Source organism: Pseudomonas sp. TNT3 (assembly GCF_010095445.2).
In the GTDB taxonomy this organism is placed as follows: Bacteria; Pseudomonadota; Gammaproteobacteria; order Pseudomonadales; family Pseudomonadaceae; genus Aquipseudomonas.
Window position 1 is genome coordinate 128,431 of sequence record NZ_WFGV02000008.1, and the last position, 18,351, is coordinate 146,781.

Annotated in this window: 32 protein-coding genes; 29 read left to right on the forward strand and 3 right to left on the reverse strand. The window is 56.6% G+C overall.

The features are described from left to right. The first annotated feature begins 83 nt into the window (after positions 1–83). The 13 genes from GBC55_RS07825 to GBC55_RS07880 all read left to right on the forward strand — a co-directional run bounded on the left by GBC55_RS07825 (position 84) and on the right by GBC55_RS07880 (position 7,097). Positions 84–293 carry a hypothetical protein gene (locus tag GBC55_RS07825; protein ID WP_162437690.1) on the forward strand — a complete coding sequence of 70 codons (210 nt, stop codon included), beginning with the start codon at positions 84–86 and terminating at the stop codon, positions 291–293. A 66-nt stretch (positions 294–359) separates the two neighbouring features. Then, positions 360–782 (forward strand): phage regulatory CII family protein, encoded by a 423-nt coding sequence (locus tag GBC55_RS07830; RefSeq protein WP_162437689.1) that lies wholly within the window; start codon positions 360–362, stop codon positions 780–782. A gap of 70 nt (positions 783–852) precedes the next feature. Further along, positions 853–1,593, forward strand: a complete 741-nt coding sequence (locus tag GBC55_RS07835; protein ID WP_162437688.1) for a phage regulatory protein/antirepressor Ant — start codon at positions 853–855, stop codon at positions 1,591–1,593. After that, positions 1,593–2,342 carry a DnaT-like ssDNA-binding domain-containing protein gene (locus GBC55_RS07840; RefSeq protein ID WP_162437687.1) on the forward strand — a complete coding sequence of 250 codons (750 nt, stop codon included), beginning with the start codon at positions 1,593–1,595 and terminating at the stop codon, positions 2,340–2,342. Before GBC55_RS07835 ends, GBC55_RS07840 begins: the two co-directional genes overlap by 1 nt. Further along, on the forward strand, positions 2,339–3,133 hold the full coding sequence (locus tag GBC55_RS07845; RefSeq protein WP_162437686.1) for a replication protein P: 795 nt from the start codon (positions 2,339–2,341) through the stop codon (positions 3,131–3,133). The genes GBC55_RS07840 and GBC55_RS07845 overlap by 4 nt, the downstream gene beginning before the upstream one ends. Beyond that, positions 3,126–3,329: a hypothetical protein gene (locus tag GBC55_RS07850; protein ID WP_162437685.1), complete on the forward strand. Its 204-nt coding sequence runs from the start codon at positions 3,126–3,128 to the stop codon at positions 3,327–3,329. The genes GBC55_RS07845 and GBC55_RS07850 overlap by 8 nt, the downstream gene beginning before the upstream one ends. Beyond that, on the forward strand, positions 3,326–3,457 hold the full coding sequence (locus GBC55_RS29800) for a hypothetical protein (RefSeq protein WP_281508182.1): 132 nt from the start codon (positions 3,326–3,328) through the stop codon (positions 3,455–3,457). The genes GBC55_RS07850 and GBC55_RS29800 overlap by 4 nt, the downstream gene beginning before the upstream one ends. Further along, positions 3,454–3,882, forward strand: a complete 429-nt coding sequence (locus GBC55_RS07855) for a VRR-NUC domain-containing protein (protein WP_162437684.1) — start codon at positions 3,454–3,456, stop codon at positions 3,880–3,882. Before GBC55_RS29800 ends, GBC55_RS07855 begins: the two co-directional genes overlap by 4 nt. Further along, entirely contained in the window at positions 3,879–4,154 is a 276-nt protein-coding gene (locus GBC55_RS07860) for a hypothetical protein (protein ID WP_162437683.1), read from the forward strand. The genes GBC55_RS07855 and GBC55_RS07860 overlap by 4 nt, the downstream gene beginning before the upstream one ends. Continuing rightward, entirely contained in the window at positions 4,151–5,431 is a 1,281-nt protein-coding gene (locus GBC55_RS07865; protein WP_162437682.1) for a site-specific integrase, read from the forward strand. The genes GBC55_RS07860 and GBC55_RS07865 overlap by 4 nt, the downstream gene beginning before the upstream one ends. Positions 5,432–5,651: 220 nt before the next feature. Further along, on the forward strand, positions 5,652–5,972 hold the full coding sequence (locus GBC55_RS07870; RefSeq protein WP_162437756.1) for a hypothetical protein: 321 nt from the start codon (positions 5,652–5,654) through the stop codon (positions 5,970–5,972). Between the two features lie 3 nt (positions 5,973–5,975). After that, a complete protein-coding gene (locus GBC55_RS07875; RefSeq protein ID WP_162437681.1) occupies positions 5,976–6,671 on the forward strand; it encodes a hypothetical protein in 696 nt (231 codons plus the stop codon). Positions 6,672–6,860: 189 nt separating this feature from the next. Beyond that, the gene (locus GBC55_RS07880) at positions 6,861–7,097 is read left to right on the forward strand and encodes a hypothetical protein (RefSeq protein WP_162437680.1); all 237 of its coding nucleotides are present in this window, start codon (positions 6,861–6,863) and stop codon (positions 7,095–7,097) included. Between the two features lie 139 nt (positions 7,098–7,236). On the opposite strand, the gene GBC55_RS07885 is transcribed toward GBC55_RS07880, so the two are convergent. The 3 genes from GBC55_RS07885 to GBC55_RS07895 form a co-directional block, all read right to left on the reverse strand. Continuing rightward, entirely contained in the window at positions 7,237–7,662 is a 426-nt protein-coding gene (locus tag GBC55_RS07885; protein ID WP_162437679.1) for a type II toxin-antitoxin system HicB family antitoxin, read from the reverse strand. A 52-nt stretch (positions 7,663–7,714) separates the two neighbouring features. Continuing rightward, positions 7,715–7,894, reverse strand: coding sequence for a type II toxin-antitoxin system HicA family toxin (locus GBC55_RS07890; protein WP_072458260.1), 180 nt, complete (start codon positions 7,892–7,894; stop codon positions 7,715–7,717). Between the two features lie 296 nt (positions 7,895–8,190). Then, positions 8,191–8,739: a hypothetical protein gene (locus GBC55_RS07895; protein WP_162437678.1), complete on the reverse strand. Its 549-nt coding sequence runs from the start codon at positions 8,737–8,739 to the stop codon at positions 8,191–8,193. A 108-nt stretch (positions 8,740–8,847) separates the two neighbouring features. Between GBC55_RS07895 and GBC55_RS07900 the strand changes: the two genes are divergently transcribed. From GBC55_RS07900 to GBC55_RS07975, 16 genes are all read left to right on the forward strand, one after another. After that, the gene (locus tag GBC55_RS07900) at positions 8,848–9,174 is read left to right on the forward strand and encodes a phage holin, lambda family (protein WP_162437677.1); all 327 of its coding nucleotides are present in this window, start codon (positions 8,848–8,850) and stop codon (positions 9,172–9,174) included. Beyond that, positions 9,171–9,557, forward strand: a complete 387-nt coding sequence (locus GBC55_RS07905; RefSeq protein ID WP_162437676.1) for a hypothetical protein — start codon at positions 9,171–9,173, stop codon at positions 9,555–9,557. Before GBC55_RS07900 ends, GBC55_RS07905 begins: the two co-directional genes overlap by 4 nt. Next, positions 9,517–9,705 carry a hypothetical protein gene (locus GBC55_RS07910; RefSeq protein ID WP_162437675.1) on the forward strand — a complete coding sequence of 63 codons (189 nt, stop codon included), beginning with the start codon at positions 9,517–9,519 and terminating at the stop codon, positions 9,703–9,705. Before GBC55_RS07905 ends, GBC55_RS07910 begins: the two co-directional genes overlap by 41 nt. Positions 9,706–9,762: 57 nt before the next feature. After that, positions 9,763–10,056 carry an HNH endonuclease gene (locus tag GBC55_RS07915; RefSeq protein ID WP_240890103.1) on the forward strand — a complete coding sequence of 98 codons (294 nt, stop codon included), beginning with the start codon at positions 9,763–9,765 and terminating at the stop codon, positions 10,054–10,056. A 156-nt stretch (positions 10,057–10,212) separates the two neighbouring features. Beyond that, the gene (locus GBC55_RS07920; protein WP_162437673.1) at positions 10,213–10,707 is read left to right on the forward strand and encodes a terminase small subunit; all 495 of its coding nucleotides are present in this window, start codon (positions 10,213–10,215) and stop codon (positions 10,705–10,707) included. 111 nt (positions 10,708–10,818) lie between these two features. Continuing rightward, the gene (locus tag GBC55_RS07925) at positions 10,819–12,396 is read left to right on the forward strand and encodes a terminase large subunit (RefSeq protein WP_247266877.1); all 1,578 of its coding nucleotides are present in this window, start codon (positions 10,819–10,821) and stop codon (positions 12,394–12,396) included. Next, the gene (locus GBC55_RS07930) at positions 12,393–12,554 is read left to right on the forward strand and encodes a hypothetical protein (RefSeq protein ID WP_178114298.1); all 162 of its coding nucleotides are present in this window, start codon (positions 12,393–12,395) and stop codon (positions 12,552–12,554) included. The genes GBC55_RS07925 and GBC55_RS07930 overlap by 4 nt, the downstream gene beginning before the upstream one ends. Next, the gene (locus tag GBC55_RS07935; RefSeq protein ID WP_162437671.1) at positions 12,547–13,848 is read left to right on the forward strand and encodes a phage portal protein; all 1,302 of its coding nucleotides are present in this window, start codon (positions 12,547–12,549) and stop codon (positions 13,846–13,848) included. The genes GBC55_RS07930 and GBC55_RS07935 overlap by 8 nt, the downstream gene beginning before the upstream one ends. Positions 13,849–13,851: 3 nt before the next feature. Continuing rightward, positions 13,852–14,715, forward strand: a complete 864-nt coding sequence (locus GBC55_RS07940; protein ID WP_162437670.1) for a head maturation protease, ClpP-related — start codon at positions 13,852–13,854, stop codon at positions 14,713–14,715. 71 nt (positions 14,716–14,786) lie between these two features. After that, the gene (locus tag GBC55_RS07945) at positions 14,787–15,983 is read left to right on the forward strand and encodes a phage major capsid protein (RefSeq protein WP_162437669.1); all 1,197 of its coding nucleotides are present in this window, start codon (positions 14,787–14,789) and stop codon (positions 15,981–15,983) included. Between the two features lie 59 nt (positions 15,984–16,042). Beyond that, positions 16,043–16,381, forward strand: a complete 339-nt coding sequence (locus GBC55_RS07950; RefSeq protein ID WP_162437668.1) for a hypothetical protein — start codon at positions 16,043–16,045, stop codon at positions 16,379–16,381. Between the two features lies 1 nt (position 16,382). After that, entirely contained in the window at positions 16,383–16,724 is a 342-nt protein-coding gene (locus GBC55_RS07955; protein ID WP_162437667.1) for a head-tail connector protein, read from the forward strand. 29 nt (positions 16,725–16,753) lie between these two features. After that, positions 16,754–17,044 carry a phage head closure protein gene (locus tag GBC55_RS07960; RefSeq protein WP_162437666.1) on the forward strand — a complete coding sequence of 97 codons (291 nt, stop codon included), beginning with the start codon at positions 16,754–16,756 and terminating at the stop codon, positions 17,042–17,044. Next, positions 17,041–17,511 carry an HK97-gp10 family putative phage morphogenesis protein gene (locus tag GBC55_RS07965; protein WP_162437665.1) on the forward strand — a complete coding sequence of 157 codons (471 nt, stop codon included), beginning with the start codon at positions 17,041–17,043 and terminating at the stop codon, positions 17,509–17,511. Before GBC55_RS07960 ends, GBC55_RS07965 begins: the two co-directional genes overlap by 4 nt. A gap of 6 nt (positions 17,512–17,517) precedes the next feature. Next, positions 17,518–17,865: a DUF3168 domain-containing protein gene (locus tag GBC55_RS07970; protein ID WP_162437664.1), complete on the forward strand. Its 348-nt coding sequence runs from the start codon at positions 17,518–17,520 to the stop codon at positions 17,863–17,865. A gap of 8 nt (positions 17,866–17,873) precedes the next feature. Beyond that, positions 17,874–18,341: a phage tail tube protein gene (locus GBC55_RS07975; RefSeq protein WP_162437663.1), complete on the forward strand. Its 468-nt coding sequence runs from the start codon at positions 17,874–17,876 to the stop codon at positions 18,339–18,341. The last annotated feature ends 10 nt before the right edge of the window (positions 18,342–18,351 follow it).

The following is an 18,351-nucleotide window of genomic DNA, read 5'->3' on the forward strand; positions in this document are numbered from 1 at the left end:
ATTCTAAACATTTCGCTGTTTAGATAACTTGCCTTGTATTGTTAAGAACTCTAAACTCAGCGTAGACGATGGAGACGAGCCCCATGACCTACGACGAAGCCCTGAAACATTTTGGCACTGGCCGCGCTATCGGTGACGCGCTTCGCGTGACTGGTAGCCGGGTATCGCAGTGCCGGACCGCGGGCGGGTTTTCCTACCCGATGCAATGCGTTTTGGAAAAAGAGTCGCGCGGTGCATTGGTCGCTCGGCGGGATGACGATCCGGCACAGGTGCTCGGCAACTCTGCGGCCTGAACCGCTGAACAAATAATCGCCCAAGCACCCCTGGGGCACCACGGAAACAAATTTGAGGTTTTACGAATGGAAGATTTCTTGAGGGCATGCCACACCACCATCAAGGAAAGCGGGGCAGAGGAGCTAGCGGGGAAAATGTGCATGGCGCATGTAAGCCTGCTTCAGCGCTCGAACCCGGATAACGCCGGGCACCATCTGACCATCGAGCATCTGTTCGGCGTTCTGCTCCACACCAAGGACATGCGACCACTGATTGCTCTCGCTGACCAATTCGGTTTTGAGTTGATCGCGAAAGTGGCACCGGCACCGAAGGCTTTGACGACCTCGCTCATTCACGTGGGCAAAGAAGTCGCGGATCTGACTATCGCTATCCATGAAGCACTGGACGACAGCCACGTATCGAGCTCTGAGAAATTCGAGATCCTCACGGAGATCACGCACGTCCGCGAAAGCCTGGCGGAGCTGGAAAGCTCGGTGAAGGCAGCCTGAATCGCAGGCACAAAAAAGCCGGGCTGCAACCCGGCTCTTTCAACAACTTGTAAAACACTGTGGGGCCATTATGAACATCAACACTGCTCCAGGCAATACCCGCAATGTCGCGACATTTTTCGGTCAACCTGAAAACGTGTCGCGACACTCTATGTCATCCCGCGAAATTGCCGAACTGACTGGCAGCACGCACGACAACGTTCTGAAAACCGTCCGGGCGTTGGTTTCTAAGGGTGTCGTTTCTTCAAACGACACCCCCTACATCCACCCGCAGAACGGTCAGGTCTATCGCGAATTTCTGCTTTCACAACGTGACACCCTGGTGGTGGTCTCGGGCTACAGCGTCGAGCTGCGCGCCCGAATCATCGACCGGTGGCAGGAGCTTGAGGTGAGGGGGGACCTATTCCAGATTCCCGCAACCTATGCAGAGGCGCTACAAGCAGCTGCTGATCAGGCGAAGGAAAACCAGTCGCTTCGCTTGGTAATCCTGGACCAAGAGCCGAAGGTGGCTGCCATCAAGCGACTGGCCTCGGCTGGCGGTGCGATCTGTATCAGTGATGCAGCCAAACAGCTACAGGTGCCGCCATCCAAGCTGTTCAAACTCATGAGTGCGCGCCGGTGGATATTTCAGCGTGGTGGCTCGAAGCGTTGGACCGCCTATCAACCGCAGATCAACCGCGGCTACCTGGTGCACAAGGTCACGGCACTGACGCCGGACGAGCAAACCGGTGCGGACCGTGCTGCGTTTCAACCCCTCGTGACCCCCAAAGGGCTCACCCGACTGGCCGAGCTTCTGCAGGAGGCGACTTAATGGCCGGTGACTGGATCAAATTCGAACTTACCACCCTGGATAAGCCCGAGGTATGTCAGATCGCGGACCTGGCGGACATCGACCCTGACGCTGTCGTCGGAAAGCTCATGCGTGTGTGGGGCTGGTTCGACCAGCAAACCGAAAACGGTAACGCTCCGAGCGTTAGTAAAAAGTTACTGGATCGTCTGGTCGGCGTTATCGGTTTCTGCGAGCACATGAAGTCGGTCTCGTGGATGGTCGAACTCGACGGTGTGATCAGTCTTCCGCATTTCGACCGTCACAATGGCAAGACCGCTAAAAACAGGCTTCTAACGGCAAAGCGCGTTGCAAATCACAAGGCAAGTATCGGTAAGAGTAACGCTGCGAACGTTAGCGGCGCGTTACCTAAAGAAGATGTAGAGAAGAATAAAGAACCTCCCTCTGCGCAGCAGCCCGTTGATCCTCGCATGCCCAGCGAAATGACCCTCGATTGGGTTCCGGATGCCACGCTGCTGAAAACTTATGCCTTGCACCGCGGGCTATCGCTCGATCTGTTCACCGAGGGCGTTCGCGTCGCATTCACTGCTCACTACGAACCCCAGCACCAGGTCAACACTCAGGCGGAATGGGTGGGTATGTTGGTCAAGTGGGTGAACAACGACAAAGCCAGGGCCGCAGCCTCGAATGTGAAGCAGTTTCCCCAGCGCCCGGCAGCGGGACCGGACTTCGATGATCGTGGTTGGGGTGATGATATGGGCGGTGCCCTATGAGCCAGCCGAAGGCACCGATGAGCGCTGCGAAATTGCTGGACGCTGCGGGCGCAAAAACCGATATCCGAAACGCGATGGGTTCATATCAACCGCCTGCGCTTCCGTCCATCCCGAAGACCCTACCGCCCGGCACTGTCGATGTCGTCAACGCACTGTTCAAAGAGCTGCAGGCCATCTTTCCGGCTTGGAAACAGGCTTGGCCGAACGATGACGCGTTGCGAGCGGCAAAGCGTAGCTGGACCAAGGCGTTCATCGTCGCAGGTATCAATCAGATCGAGCAGATCCGTTTCGGCATTGAGCGATGCCGGGCTCTGGGAACGGATTTCATGCCGAGCGTGGGCAAGTTCGTCTCGCTGTGCCAGCCAACACCGGAAATGCTCGGTATTCCTTCGCACGACAAAGCTTTTCGTGAGGCCTTGCTGAACCTGCATCCGGCACGAATCACCTCGCGGGAGTGGTCGCATCCCGCCGTGCGTCACGCAGCACTCCAGTGCGAGATGCATAACCTCACTGACCTGATCTCGGAGAAAGCCAGCAAGGTTTTCGACAGGGCATACGACATCACAATCCGCATGTTGATGACCGGTCAGCCCTTGGAGGATATCGCCGTCGGCATCGGTCACGACTCACAGAAACCTGAGTCGCAGCTTGCGCAGGAATATGGCGATGCGCGTTTCCTAGCGACGCTGGCTCGTCAGTCGATTCCTGCAAATGGTCAGGAGGCTCGGCAGCAGCTAATGGGGCGTTTCGGGAAACGCAAAACCGCGCTCGAGGCCCGTCCATATGGCTGATTCCCGTATTGCGCCAACCAATCCTGCCGAGTACCGCTTCGCCGTGCACAGCTGCGGTTACAAGTGGGACCTCACTGATAAACCCGATCGCGCTGTGGCCCTTTTCGAACATAGCGCCGTGGCAAAGAGATTCGGCGTCCTGATGTGGCCGGACACTTTCGAAGTCATTGATCTAATCACCGGGGAAAAGGTATGAGCGCCTTCCTGAACGGCATCCTGATTCACCTGTTCATCGGTTTCATGTTGGTTGCCGCCGGCGGCGTTCTATGGGGAATCCGCCGTCTTGAGCGCCGGGCCCGCATCGCACGAGGTAATCACGAATGAAGGCGGTCACCATGAAGCTTTTCAAATCGAAGGCCCCGCGCGCCAAATCTGTGGACCGTGAGGGCCAGGAGCAGGCCGCACTACTGTCCGAGATCGAGCTGCGCTATCCGCAGGTTTTTGAACTGATCTACCACGTGCCGAACGGTGGTCACCGTCACAAGCTGGTGGCGATGAAGTTGAAGCAGCAGGGTGTGAAGGCCGGTATTCCTGACCTGGTGCTGCCGATGGCTCGCGGCGGGTTCTTCGGGTTGTACATCGAATTCAAGGCCACGGTTGATCCCGCAGCGGTATCGGCGAGCCAGGCGGCCTGTATTCGTCGACTGAACGAGCAGGGATATCTGGCTGTGGTGTGCCGTGGGCACTTCGATGCGATGGAGCAGATTCGCGCTTACCTTCGACTCGCTCCTACAGTGGTGGCCGCATGAGCGATAAATTTAAGCCGGGCGATCTGGCGCTGACTCTCACTTCGAAGTACGGGTTTCCCTCAATGGCGCAGGTGGAGCTCATCATTTTCCTGCTCAAGGATCAGAAGGCCGAGCAGCCTCACGGCGAGCTCTGGACTGCGCCGCATGACGGATGGGTTGTTGGGCGCAAACAAGAGGCCAGGGGTTACGGCTTCTTCATGCCTTCACAGCTAATGCCCCTGCGCGGTGACTTCGCTCCTACAGGGCAAAAATCCAAGGCGGTACCAGCATGACAAGCGCCGCCGTGAAGATCACCGATGCCGAAATCAAGCGGCAGGCCGCCGGCGCCGTACGCGACCTGCGCGACATCGAAAACCGTGGCCTGTATCTGCGATTCACCCGCGATCGCGCCCGGGCGTCGTGGTACCTGGTGCGCAAGGGCAAATGGAACCTTGTTGGCAGTTTCCCTGACCTGAGTGCAAAGCAGGTCGTCGCGGCCTTGCCAGGCATTCGTCTGCGCCTCGATGCCGGTACCGGTTCCAATCTTTCGAAGTGGGTCACCACTGGCGAGTTGCTGGACTGGTATGCCGACCGGATGGCCCGCGATCGTAGCCTGTCGACCAAGCGCAAGAAGACCGGCGCTTCGCTGATCAAGTGCCACCTCAAGCCGCTTCTGGGGGCCGTGCCACTGGCCTCAATTGACAAGGCCACCCTGGACGATCAATTCATGTGGCCCGCACAAGAAGCCATCGGTATTGACTACGTGCGATCAGCCTTCCAGCTGCTGGCCCTGGCATTCCGTCAGGCGTTCAAGCTTCGGCTGATCGCGACCAACCCGATGAAGGACGTCAAGTTCAGCGACTTCTCCAAGGCTAAGGTCGGGATCAAGCCGTCACGGCTGCGCGGTACCCAGCTGCAGGATCTGATTGCCCGCCTGCTTGACGCAATCGACAGTGACCCGGCAGACGGCCTGCTGGCACTGATGATGCTCTGCCATGGCACTCGCATCGGCGAAACCCGGCAAGCCCGCTGGGCCCATATCAGCCTGGCAGAGCGGGAGTGGTTCATTCCAGCCGAGCACACCAAGACTGGCGTCGAGCACCACCTGCCGTTGACCGAGCAAGTGCGTCAGTTGCTGATCAGCTATCGCGACATTCAGCGGGCTGGCGGGTATGACGGGCAATTCCTGTTCCCGTCTCGCAGTGGCAATGCACTCAGTGAGGGCCAGGCCAGTGCCGTATTCGTGCGGCTGGGGCAGGGCGAGTGGACCAGTCACGACCTGCGCAAGGTAGCCCGTACCGGCTGGGCAGATATCGGCATCGACCACTTGATCGGTGAGCTGCTGATCAACCATGCCATGGGTCACAACGTGAAGGTGTACATCCAGTCGGACGTGATGAGCCGCAAGCGTGATGCCCTTGAGAAGTGGCACGCGCATCTAGATTCAAAGGGCCTTGACCGCATTCAGACATTGACCGGCTTTAGATCGGGAGATTCTGGTAATGCGCTGGAAGCCACGGGCCACAAGGCCTGCGAGGCCATTCAAGAATCAACCATAGGCGAGGTTTAAAAATGGCATTTCATCACGCTATTGCCTGCAAAGCCTGCAATTCGATCGGCGATGTCGACTGCCATGACGCTGGTTTTTACAACTCGTTCGAATCCGAAAAGCTCTGTGGCCGATGCGGATCGAGACAGGGCTGGCGGGACACAGTGGTTGTCTGGGTGCCAGCTTGGAAGTGGTTGAACCCATTGACTTGGGGGAGCGGCGAATGGATCGAGTGACGGCGATGAAGAAGAGTCACGGTCCCGAATTCCGAGCTGCCCAACTGGTTCTTGCCAAGTGCCCGATCTGTCGTGGCAAGGCTGTTGTGAAGGGCGTTTTTCACGACCTTGCCTGCATCCAGTGCAACGCGTCGGGCTGGGTCGCTGCTGAGACCGGCGAGGCCTTGCCGCTGGAGGTGTTGGTGACGCAGTTGAGCATCCGCCTCCAGGCCGCCGAAGAGCGGATCGCAAAGATTCACTGCTTCAAGCCTGCATCTGGGCCTGAGGCTGCATACGAACTGAACAACCGCCGCGGTGCCGGCGGATCGAACTACACAGGGGATTGAGTCATGATCTATCCAGGCATTTTGAATGCAGTTGTTTCGGCCCTTGCAGCTGAAGCCATCGACAACACCAGCAAGCAGGCATGGCAGAAGCTGTACAACTCCGCCGACGAGGAAGAGGGTGGCGATCTGGCAACATTGGTTCGATCTCGCGGTGCCAGCAGCATCGATCGCACTCAGGTTGATTGCTGGGTGTCAGCTCGACTGCATCATAGGCTTGAGGCGAAGCATTGGGATGCACTGGTCGCCAAGTTCAGCACGCACAAAGGCCGAAAGGTGCAGTCATTGGCAGCGCTGCAAGCCAACATCAATACCCCGGCGCCGAAGTTGTTCCTTTATAAGGCGATCACTGCCTGGGCAATCCCACAACTGAAGGGTGCCCGTCCAAAAGTTGTCAGTTCGGTATCTGTCGAGATCCCGCTTGATGCTCCTGCATGGCGCCGCGAGGCCATGGTGAAAGCGGCTGTTGCAGCAGGTCACGCCAAGGCAAAGAAAGACAACTCCAGATCTGCCGACATGATCGTACTGAAGGACAGCTTCTACGACATGAACACATGGGAGAGCGAGGGCACTCCGGAATCCACCCGTAGACGCTGGCGGCAATCGATTCACCAAGCGGCTGACGATCTGGTTAACGAGGCTCTGGCACATGCTGCGGACATCCTCGAGCAGGAAGGTTTGCTAATCGAACAAGCAGCATGAATGATTGTTGACATCAGTGAGCGGATAAGCGAAATTATCTCCATCATGTCGATCTTGCGCGTTATGAGAGACGACGTACAAAGCCCAGCCGCGCGCTGGGTTTTTTTTTTGTGGCCGGCCGAATGCTTTTGTGTGACCTTCCGTAGGGATATGCTCCAGCTCCTACACTGATCAATCTAGGGAAGGCACATGAAACGCAATTTTGAGGCAGCACGGCAAATTCTCCTGGCTGTCCAGGGCCAGGCATGCACAGAGGGTGTTGACCGAATTTTTTTAGAAAGCTTCGCGACTCAACAGCTTGGTGTTAATCCTGACGATTACTTCTACAACTTTAAGCTTTTGGTCAACGACGGCTATTTGCTGCCTGAGCACAACTCGATTCAGTTGACTTGGTCTGGCCATGATTTGCTAGATCGTCTCAGCTGACTCCATGTACTCAATATTGAGCCCCGCCATCGTGCGGGGCTTTTTCGTTTTCGGCTCCTCCACACCCATTGCTCCGAGCTGGGAGTGCCGTTGGAGCTGATTCAATTCGCTGGTGAAAGATCGGAAAGACCCCTCCTGTTCATGCTGCTTCGACAGACACCGAAAGGCGTTTACCGAGCACAGCCAATGCGCTCTCGAGTTGTTCCATCTTCGAGGTATGCAGGAAGTCGACCAGGCGATCGCCTTGAGTTTGGCTAACGCCCAGAGATCGACACAAATCAGCCTTGCGCATGCCTCTGCTCATCATCTCGTTCCATAGCGCGATCTTGGCCACGACTACTGCTGGTAAGTGAACGACGTGCTCTCCGTCCTGCGGCTCAGACGCCGCCGGAATCGCGCGGCGCTGATCAACATAGATGGAGAGGGTGGTTTCAATTGCGTCCAGGGCTTCGCTGATCGCGTGAGACTTGTCTTCACCGAAACTGTTCAGCTCCGGCAGATCTCGGCAGAACACGGCCAAGCCTTGAGAATCGTCTTCCTCAAAGCGGATTGCGTAGTCGTACATGGTCACTCCTTGGAGGTGATCGTTCAGCTTTCAGATGTTGTGAAGGGGGCTCTCAGAGCCCCAGTTGTTTAATGATCGCCTTGCGGGTCGGTTCTGGCATTTCCTTGCTGCCGTGATCCGCGAAGGTGGTCTTGTTGCCGTTTGGGGCGGTGACTTTGAAGTGGCTTCCTTTGCCTGCTTCGAAGGTCACCCCTTGGGCCTTCAACCATCGTCTGAACTCGCTGAACTTCATCACCTCGCCTCGTTGTTTGGATAAGTCCATTCTACAACATTTATGTATTAATACAACACATATGTTGTATTTTTCTGAGGGCTGTTTAGGGCCTCAGCGTTTTCTGGGGCTTTTTTGTTTTCGGCTGCACCGCACCCATTGCTCCGAGTTGGATCAGCTGCTGCAGGGTCACTCTTTCACCGACCCTAAGCTGATAAGCCTGGCGCATGTGGATTTGTTCAAAGGGCAGGTTCTGCTAGAGGCAGCATTAAGCCCGGCCAGGATTGGCTCATCAAAACCGGGCGATAAGGATATATTTATGAGCGGGTCAGGATTTTTTGCAGGAAAGCGGTTTGGCGGGCCAGCTCCTCACGCATTTGTGCTTCATCCGGAGCCTGAATGTAAAGATGAATGTCAGCCGTATACGCCCATACACTTTCTTCCTTCAGCCAGTGCCTACGCAGCCGCACTTCAAACGGAAGGGCGTTATCTGGAAACTCCTCACTGTGAGCGAGAGCTATCACGATACTGCGGGACAGCACCAGATACGGATCAGGTGTTTCCGCCCACTGACGATTCCTAAAAATAACCGCTACATACATGGATCTAGTGATGCCGCTTTCTGTTTTGTTTGTTGTGTGTGCGCAGCGGAAGGTTTCGAAGTCTTGGCTAGGGCCGTTAATGGCTCGAATTAGTTCTTTCAGTTCCGGCTCGCCTTCAAGCTCCGGTATTTCATCAATCCGGTTTGGCTCTTTCGACAGCCAGATCATTGGATGATGACCTGTCTCAAGGTCCGTCGCATATGGCAGGTTCCGATGACCCGTAGTAAATGTGACCTGAACACTCGCTGTTTTTTCGTTTTCCATGAGCTCCGTGCGTCCGTTTAGTGTGGAAGCGAGACGATAGCACGTAGCCATATGCCCGCCACTGAGCGGGCTTTTTTATTCACGCTCCCCTAAAGGGAGGACTGCCGGATGTCCAAGATGCCTGAGAAAAATCCCGACTTCTGGGCGCAGGTCTGGCTGATCCTCAGCACCCCGCTCTGGCAGGGCGCCATCATGGCTTTTACGATCACACTGCTCCGTGTGCTGTACGAAGCCAAAGAGCCCAACAAGTGGCGGATCATCTTCGAAGCGCTGATCTGCGGTGCGTTAAGCCTGTCAGCCAGCAGCGTTATCGAATGGATGGCTTGGCCGCCGAGCTTGTCGGTTGCCGCAGGAGGCGCGATCGGGTTCATCGGCGTGACCGCCATCAGGGACCTGATAATCAAGTTTCTCGGTCGGAAGGCGGACTCAGCATGAAGGCGATCGCAGCAGCAATCATCATCGCTCTTGTTGGCTTATTGCTCGTCGGTATTCAGCAGCTCCGGGTTGAGGATTTACGCGAAGAGAAGCGTGTCGAGACGCAAGCCAAGGACGAAGCCCTTAAGGCCAACACCGAGAGCCAAGCCACTATCACTACATTACTGGCTGAAGCTCAGCGCAATGCTGCCTACAGCGCTGACCTAGCGCTGCGCATCAAGGCCAGCGAACAGAAGGCCGACAAGGCGAGGAAGGATTTTGAACAACTCAAACGCAACAGCAAGCCTGTTCGTGATTGGGCTGCTCAGCCTTTGCCTGACGGCCTGCGCAGCAAAGCCGCCAGTGGTAACAAAGACCCAAGCGGTAAGGATCGAGGCCCCTGAGCTAATCCCTTGCGAGCGAGTGGATCAGGACGATGCCGACCTGCGTCTCAATGGCGACGTGTGGGAGTTGAAGGACAAGGCGATCAAGCTGCTGGATACCTGTGCCGACCAAGTCGACGCGCAGATCAAGCGGAGTCAGAGCAAGTAAGCCCACCAACCGTGATCGGAGTTGCGTATGTCTCGACTGAGAACCCTTCCGGCCCGTATGCAACAACCTGAAGGTAGGCCATTCGCTGCGCCAGTCGCAGCGGAGGGAGCTGATGGTTGGGGCTCGGGTCGTGGCGGTCGACCTTGGCGCCGTAAACGCGCCGCAATCCTCTTGCGCGATGAGTACACATGCCAAGCCTGTGGCGTCATCACGCTGCAGCTTGAGGCGGATCACATCGTCAACCGTGCCCGAGGTGGTTCGGATGATGAGGACAACCTCCAGGCTCTTTGCGTCCCCTGCCACAAGGACAAGACCGCCGCCGAGTCAGCCGAAGGCGCGGGGCGAGCGTGATGTTCAGCGATCTCGTCGGTCAAATGAGAATTGGTATCGACTGGCGCCTGTGGCACGCCAGTACCCCGGGGCGGGTCGAAACCGTGGAAGGTTTTGCATAGGACACCGCCCCCACCCGCACGGACAGATTTTTTCCCCCATACAGGTTTTTTGTTAATGGCGTTAACAACCAAGCAGCGTGCTTTTGTCGACGCTGTGAGGGGAGGTGCGTCCAATAAAGAGGCAGCCATCGCCGCAGGATACGCGGCGTCCAGTGCTTCGGTAGCCGGTTCACGGTTGGCGAAACACCCGAATGTAATCGCCGCACTGGCATCTTCGTCCATTAACAAAAATGTTAACGGGACGGCCCGAACCGCGAGCCCGAGTCTCCCACCTCAAGACCCTGGAGAAAGTGGTGACGCAACGGCTTTCGACTTTTCCAAGGCGATGACATTCACCGACCCCAAAGCATTTTTGATCGCGACGATGAATGACTACGACGCTGACGCAAAACTTAGGGTCGATGCTGCCAAAGCACTGATGCCGTTCATTCATCCGCGTAAAGGCGAGGGTGGAAAGAAGGAAGAAAAGGAAGACGCCGCGAAGAAAGCCGGCAAAGGCAAATTCGGCGCCGCGCCTCCACCCCCTACACATTTGAGATCGGTGAAATAAGTGAACGAACCCACCTGGGACACTGCGTGCCCAGACTGGGAATCGCGAATCATAAATCGGCAGTCGTTGGTGCCTTTCCCGCCTTTGTTTCCGGATGAAGCAGCGGCGTGCATGCAAGTCCTGAACGACCTACGAATTGTCGACGCACCTGGTAGCCCATTGATTGGGGAATCCTGCGCACCTTGGATCAGTGATTTGGCCGGCGCTATTTTCGGGGCGTACAACTCCAACACCGGTGAGCGACTGATCCAGGAGTTCTTTCTCCTCATCAGCAAGAAGAACGCAAAGAGCACCATTGCCGCGGCGATCATGCTCACCGTACTGATCCGCAATTGGCGCCAGTCCGCTGAGTTCATCATTTTGGCTCCGACGATCGAGGTCGCGAACAACGCCTATGCACCAGCGCGCGACATGGTCAAACACGATGAAGAGCTTTCGGCGCTGCTGCATGTACAAGACCACGTCCGCACGATCACGCACCGCGAGTCCGGCGCGACGTTAAAAGTAGTCGCCGCTGATCAGAACACCGTAGGGGGGAAAAAAGCTGCAGTTGTCCTGGTCGACGAGCTTCACCTGTTTGGCAAGAACCCGCATGCGGCCAACATGCTGCGCGAAGCAACCGGTGGTCTTGCGTCTCGTCCAGAAGGTTTCGTCATCTACCTCACGACGCAATCTGACCAGCCCCCTGCGGGTGTGTTTCGCGAAAAGCTGCAGTACGCCCGGGGTGTTCGCGACGGCACGATCATCGATCCGAATTTCTTGCCGGTGATCTACGAGTTCCCCCAAAAAATCCTCAACGCCGATGATCACCGCAAGCCCGAGAATTTCTACATCACCAACCCGAACATGGGGTACTCAGTCAGCGAGAAATTCCTGATTCGAGAGATGAAAAAAGCGGAGGAGGCCGGTGAGGCTGAGGTGCTCGGCTTTATGTCAAAACACCTCAATGTCGAGATCGGACTCGCGTTGCGCTCGGATCGTTGGGCCGGCGCCGATTACTGGATTGCTGCAGCAGAAAAGCGGCTCACCCTCGATGATCTGATTACCCGATGCGATGTTATCGACGTTGGAATCGACGGCGGTGGTCTGGACGATTTGCTGGGGTTTGCCGCCGTAGGCCGCGACAAGCGGACCCGCAATTGGTTGGTGTGGACCCATGCCTGGGCACATCCCTCCGTGCTTGAGCGAAGAAAGGCAGAAGCTCCGCGCTTCCATGATTTCGAGAAAGACGGCGATCTGACCTTGTCGAAGCGAATTGGCGATGACGTCCTTGAGGTCGCTGACTTAGTTGAACAGGTTGAGGCGTCGGGCTTGCTGGACAAAGTAGGTGTCGACCCGGTCGGTATCGGCGCAATTTATGACGCGATGATTGAGCGCGAAATCCCACCAGAAAAAATCGTTGCCATCAGCCAAGGCTGGAAATTGGGTGGGGCGATCAAGACTGCTGAACGCAAGTTGGCAGAAGGCGGTATGAAGCACGGCGGGCAACCCATGATGGCCTGGTGCGTCAGCAACGCCAAGGTCGAGCCGCGCGCGAACTCCATCCTGATTACAAAGCAAGCCAGCGGCTCAGCCAAGATCGATCCCTTGATGGCCTTATTCAACGCAGTGACCTTGATTTCTCTTAACCCTGAGGGCCGGGGCAATGATGACTTCATGGCCGCCATTCGGAATCCGATCATCGTATGAACCCATTACACGTCTTCATCCTTACCGCCTTGTGCGGTCTCGCCCTGGGAGTCGCAGGCGTCTTCATCCTGGCGGGCCTTGGTTGGTCTTTGCTGGCCGGCGCCGGCGCCTTATTTCTCATCGCGGGCTTTGTGCGCAAGGGGCTGACAGGTGAATAAATCCTTATCGGCCGTCATTGATCGTGCAGCTCGAAAGCCCAGCGCTTCCATGGGAGAGTGGTTTGGAAAATCGATAAAACTGAGCGACGGTGGATTCTGGGGGCAGTTCTTGGGTGGGCAGTCCAGTTCCGGAAAAACGGTGAACGTCGATAACGCCATGAAACTATCGGCGGTCTGGTCCTGTGTACGGATCATCTCTACCTCGGTGGCAGGATTGCCCCTCGGCGTTTACCGCCGAGAGTTGGATGGCGGCAGGAGCGATGCCCGCGATTTCCCGATCTACGACGTCATCCACACCAGTCCCAACGAAGACATGACCGCCTTTCAGTTCTGGCAGGCGATGGTCTCTGCCATGTTACTGCGGGGCAACGCTTTCGCCGAGATCATGCGGATTGGAGGACGGATCGTTGCATTGGATTTCCTTTTGCCATCAAGGGTCGACCTCGAGCTTGATGCCGATGGCCGTGTTGCGTATTGGTTTCGACCGAGAAAAGGCGCCAGACGTAAAATCGAGCGCGAAGATATGCTGCACATCCCGGCCTTCAGCCTGGATGGTCGAGTAGGGCTGTCAGCCATCCGCTATGGCGCGGATGTATTCGGCGCTGCGATGTCAGCGGATGACGCTGCTAACGGCACCTTCAAAAACGGGCTTCTGCCTGCGGTGGCTTTCAAAGTCGACCGTGTACTCAAGCCCGAGCAGCGGGAAGAATTCCGGGACTACGTGAAACAAGTGTCGGGTGCGCTGAACGCTGGTCGCTCGCCTGTGCTGGAGCAGGGCATTACCCCAGAGTCGATCGGGATAAACCCTGTTGACGCTCAATTGTTGGAGTCCAGGGGTTATAGCATTGAGGAGGTCTGTCGTTGGTTCGGGGTTCCTCCTTGGATGGTCGGCAAGACCGATGCCGGTAGCAATTGGGGGACTGGCCTCGAACAGCAAATGATCGCTTTCCTCACCTTCAGCATCAGCTCGATCACCAATCAGATACAGCAGTGTGTGAACAAACGTCTTTTGACTGCAGTTGAGCGCCGCACTTTTTACGCGGAGTACTCTCTGGAAGCGTTTCTCAAAGCGGACAGTGCGGCCCGGGCTTCGCTGTACAGCACCATGGTGCAGAACGGTATCTACACCCGGGACGATTGCCGCGTTAAAGAGAACCTTCCTCGTAAGGGCGGCAACGCTGCCGTACTCACCGTACAAACCAACCTCACCCCGATTGATCAATTGGGACAGACAACCGACGGGCAGGCTGCGCAGGCCGCGTTGAAAAACTGGCTCGGCCAGAACCAGGAGTAAGCAATGGCGCTGAATATCAAAGCCAGCGGCTTCCGCTGCGAGCTGAGCCCTCGTGCGCTCGAGATGTGGAATCCGGATATCCGTGCGGCCATGGAAACCGGAACGGACACCATCACCATGTACGGGATCATCGGTGAGGACTGGTGGGGCGAGGGCGTGACGGTGAAGCGGGTGGACGCGGCACTACGTGCCATCGGCGACAAGCCCGTCACCGTGTACATCAACTCGCCCGGCGGGGACATGTTTGAAGGCATCGCGATCTACAACCGTTTGCGTGAACATTCTCAAGAGGTCACCACTAAGGTATTGGGCCTGGCCGCCTCAGCTGCGTCCGTCATTGCAATGGCCGGCGAAAAGCGTGAGGTAGCAAAAACTGCCTTCCTGATGATTCACAACTGCTGGACCTATTTTGCCGGGAATCGACACGCCATCCGTGAGCTGGCCGACACCATGGAAGAGTTCGACCGCGCGATGATTGGTCTTTATGCAGACACAAGCGGTCAGGATGAGAAGACCGTCGAGACGATGCTGGATGCGGAAACCTATATGGGCGGCGCCACTGCCATGGACAAAGGTTTCGCCACCGGGCTTATTTCCGCCGATGAGGTGAAGGAAGCCGCCGACCAGGAGCAGAGCCAAGCGCATTCTGCCCGTCGTCTGGATGCGGCCCTCGCCAAGTCCGGAATGCCCCGCACCGAAAGACGCAAACTACTTTCCGAAATCAAGACCGGTACGCCTAGCGCTGCCGGCGGCGACACGCTTCGCGCTGTCGTGCCGGGTATGCCTTGCGCTGCCCTTGATGTATCCGCGTTTGAAGAAACCGCAACCCAGGCGTCTGCATTACGGAACCTCATTCCTATTCGCTAAACGACTGAATCAGCAAACCAATTAGTAACCGCCCAAGTGGCGGTTTTTTCATTTCTGAAGGAAACAAAATCATGCCAGTCGATCTTTCCCAAATTGAAGCTTCCCAGAAGAAAACTCAGGATGATCTGAAAGCCGTTGGCGATCAGATCAAAACGTATGCCGAGCGCACCGAGAAGGAAATCAAAGCTTCCGGTGAAATGCAGGCAGAAACCCGCGGTAAGGTGGACGAACTTCTGCTCAAACAAGGCGAGCTGCAGGCCCGTGTGCAGGAGGCCGAACAGAAGCTGGTCAACGCAGGCAAGCAACATGATCCTGAGATTCAGCAATCGGCTGGTCAGCTGGTGTCAGCCAAAATGCAGGAGGAGGGAGTTAGCAGCTCGTTCCGTGGTTCTCGCCGCGTCGAGGTCCCTCGGGCTGCGCTGACCTCGGCCCCTGCGTCGGGTGGCGCACTGGTGCCAGCTGAACGCCTCGGTGTCATTCTCACTCCCCAACGCCGATTGACTATTCGCGATTTGGTTGCCCCGGGTACCACTGGCTCTAACGCGGTGGAGTACGTGCGCGAGACCGGTTTTACCAACAACGCCGCGATTGTCGGTGAGGGGTTGGCCAAGCCTTACAGCGAACTGACCTTCGGATTGGAAAACGCCAACGTTCGCACGATCGCGCACCTGTTTAAAGGCAGTCGCCAGATCCTCGATGATGCTGCCGCTTTGCAAAGCTACATCGATGCCCGGGCTCGATACGGTTTGCTGCTCGCTGAGGAAGCGCAGCTTCTTTACGGTAATGGTACCGGGAACAACCTGCACGGCATCATCCCGCAGGCTCAAGCATATGTATCGCCGGCCGGCATCATCGTCGAAGCAGAGCAACGCATCGATCGCATTCGACTGGCGTTGCTCCAGGCAACACTGGCTGAATTTCCATCCACAGGCATCGTGCTCAACCCGATTGACTGGGCCGCAATCGAGCTGCTTAAAGACGGCGAAAACCGTTACATCATCGGCAAGCCCCAAGAAGGCACTTCGCCGCGACTGTGGAATCTGCCAGTGGTTGAAACACAGGCGATTGTCCAAAACCAATTCCTTACAGGTGCATTCAGCCTGGCTGCGCAAATCTTTGATCGCATGGGCATCGAAGTACTTGTCTCGACAGAGAACGACAAAGACTTCGAGAACAACATGGTCACCATCCGCGCCGAGGAACGCCTGGCGTTCGCGGTGTATCGACCTGAAGCATTCGTAACTGGCCCGCTGATCGCGGCACCTTAATTTCACCACTTTGACGGGAGTCGCCATCAGGCGGCTCTTCCTCATTTGGAGGTTCGAAAATGTCTCGCGTGAACCAGGTAAAGTCGGAGAAAACCCATGTTGCCGATGGCGACAATGCCATTACCTCGCAAGATCAGAATGTCACTTCTACCGATTCGGATTCTCTGGCTTCGACGAGTGTTTCGCCAGTAGTTGATTCGCCACCAATAACCCCCCCGGCATTTGATGCTGATGCTGACGTTAATTCGGGTAATCAGATTGTGATCTATCCAGTCCGCAGCTACTTGGACGGAAAAGAAATTCGACAAGCAGGCGGCGTGGGATATGCCTCACCCAAACACGAAGCACTTTTGTTGATTGCAAAGGGGTTGGCGACTGATACCGACCCCAGGGCTTGATATGAACGCTATTTCGACTGATGAAGTGATGCAGCACCTGCGCGCCGAAGTTGATGATCGTGCGCATGTCGAACTCCTATTGGCAGCGGCTGAAGACAGCGCTGCGCAGTTTCTGAACCGGCGCTTTTATGCGGATGAACTTTCACTTGCTGCGGCCGTATCGGATGGCTCTGCCGGAAGTAAACCAATTCTCATAAATTCATCCATTCGAGCGGCATGCCTGCTGATCACCGGCAACCTATACGCGAATAGAGAAGATGTCGTCGTGGGTACGATTTCGTCCGATCTCCCAATGGGGTCGCGAACTTTGCTAACGCCATATCGCATTGGCTGGGGGGTGTAATGAGAGCAGGTCCCCTGCGTCACCCGTGCATGCGCCGCGGCTACATCGAAGGCAAAGATGATCTAGGCCAGCCCTCCAAAGTGTGGAGCGATCTCGGAAAAATTTGGGCGGAGATCAACATCCCTTCCGGCCGAATGTACGAGGCCGCGTCACAGATGCAGGTCACGGTCACTGCAGAAATAAACATCCGCTACCGCAAGGACGTGGTAGCGGGTCAGCACCTGGTGCACGACGGCATCTCTTACGAAATCATTGCCCCGCTGGCCACCAACCAGCGAGACATGCTCAAGCTCATGTGCAAAACGGTGAAGCCCAAATGAGCAACGGATCGTTAACTGTGCAAGGGTTCGGCGAGCTTCAGGCTGATTTTGAAAGGCTGGCCAAGTCTGTCGGGAACAAAATAGTGCGGGATGCCGTGATTGCTGGTGCACGAGTGGCCAGAGATGAAGCTCAGAGCAAGGTGCCGGTGCGTACCGGCAAACTGAAGAAGAACATCGTTGCCGTTCGCCTGAAGCAGTCGGATACACCCGGTGGTGCTACTGCCGGTATCCGGGTGAGAAAACCCACCGGCAAATCCGTCAAATCGCGCAGTCCTGCAGGTAAGAAAGGCCAGGTCACACAGGCCGATTACGATGCCCCTTTCTACTGGAAGTTTCTGGAGTTGGGCACCTCCAAGATGCAAGCCCATCCGTTCATTCGGCCAGCTTGGGACGGTAGCCTGCCTCAAATCGAAAAGGCGGTCGCTGACAAGCTCGCCGAAGGCATCGACAACGCAATCACCGGGTAAACCCCAATGATCGAGAAATCCCTCATCGACAGGCTTTCGCCTCTGGTCGACGGGCGAGTGTACTTCGGTGTTGCCCCGGAGGACGCCGCCCAGCCCCGGCTCATCATTCAAACGGTCAGCGGCGCCGCAGGGTTCACACTTGCAGGCTGGGACGGCTCCAGCGATCTGACGATCCAGCTCGATGCCTGGGGCGAAAGTTACCTCCAAGCGATAACGCTGGCCGGTCAGGCTTTCTCCGCCATGACCGCGCTCGGCGAAGACTTCACCACCGGTAGCGCTGACCGTCTTCCGGATGCATTTGAAAGCGACACCAAACTTCACAGCGTGAGCTGGGAATACACCCTGCAACCATAGGAGGCCACATGGCCGTTCAAAACCCAACGAAAGCCAAGTTCGTCAAAACGCAGGGCACCGCTCTCAGCGTTTCCAGGCTCACCACCGTCAACCCGAAAGATCCCGATCTGACCTGGGCGGATCTGTCCGTCACGATCAAACAGCCACAGTTTCAGGGCGGCCAGTCTGATGAGATCGACGTCACCGTACTGGCCAGTGAGGCCAAAGAGTTCACCGTTGGACTGGCCGACAACGGAACATTCAGCATGTCCGGAAACTGGAAGGCGGACGACGAAGCGCAGACTGTGTTGCGTACCGCTCGCGCCGATGGCGAACCTCGCGCCTTCAAGTCGGCATTCAAGGACGGCTCGAGCTCGAGCTTCCTGGGGCTGGTCACCCAGTTCACTTGGGATGCCGCACCGAACGGCACGGTAAACGGAACGTTTAACGTGCGCATCACCGGCGCCGTGTCCTTCGACTTGCCGGTAGCGCCGTAATGGCTCGCAC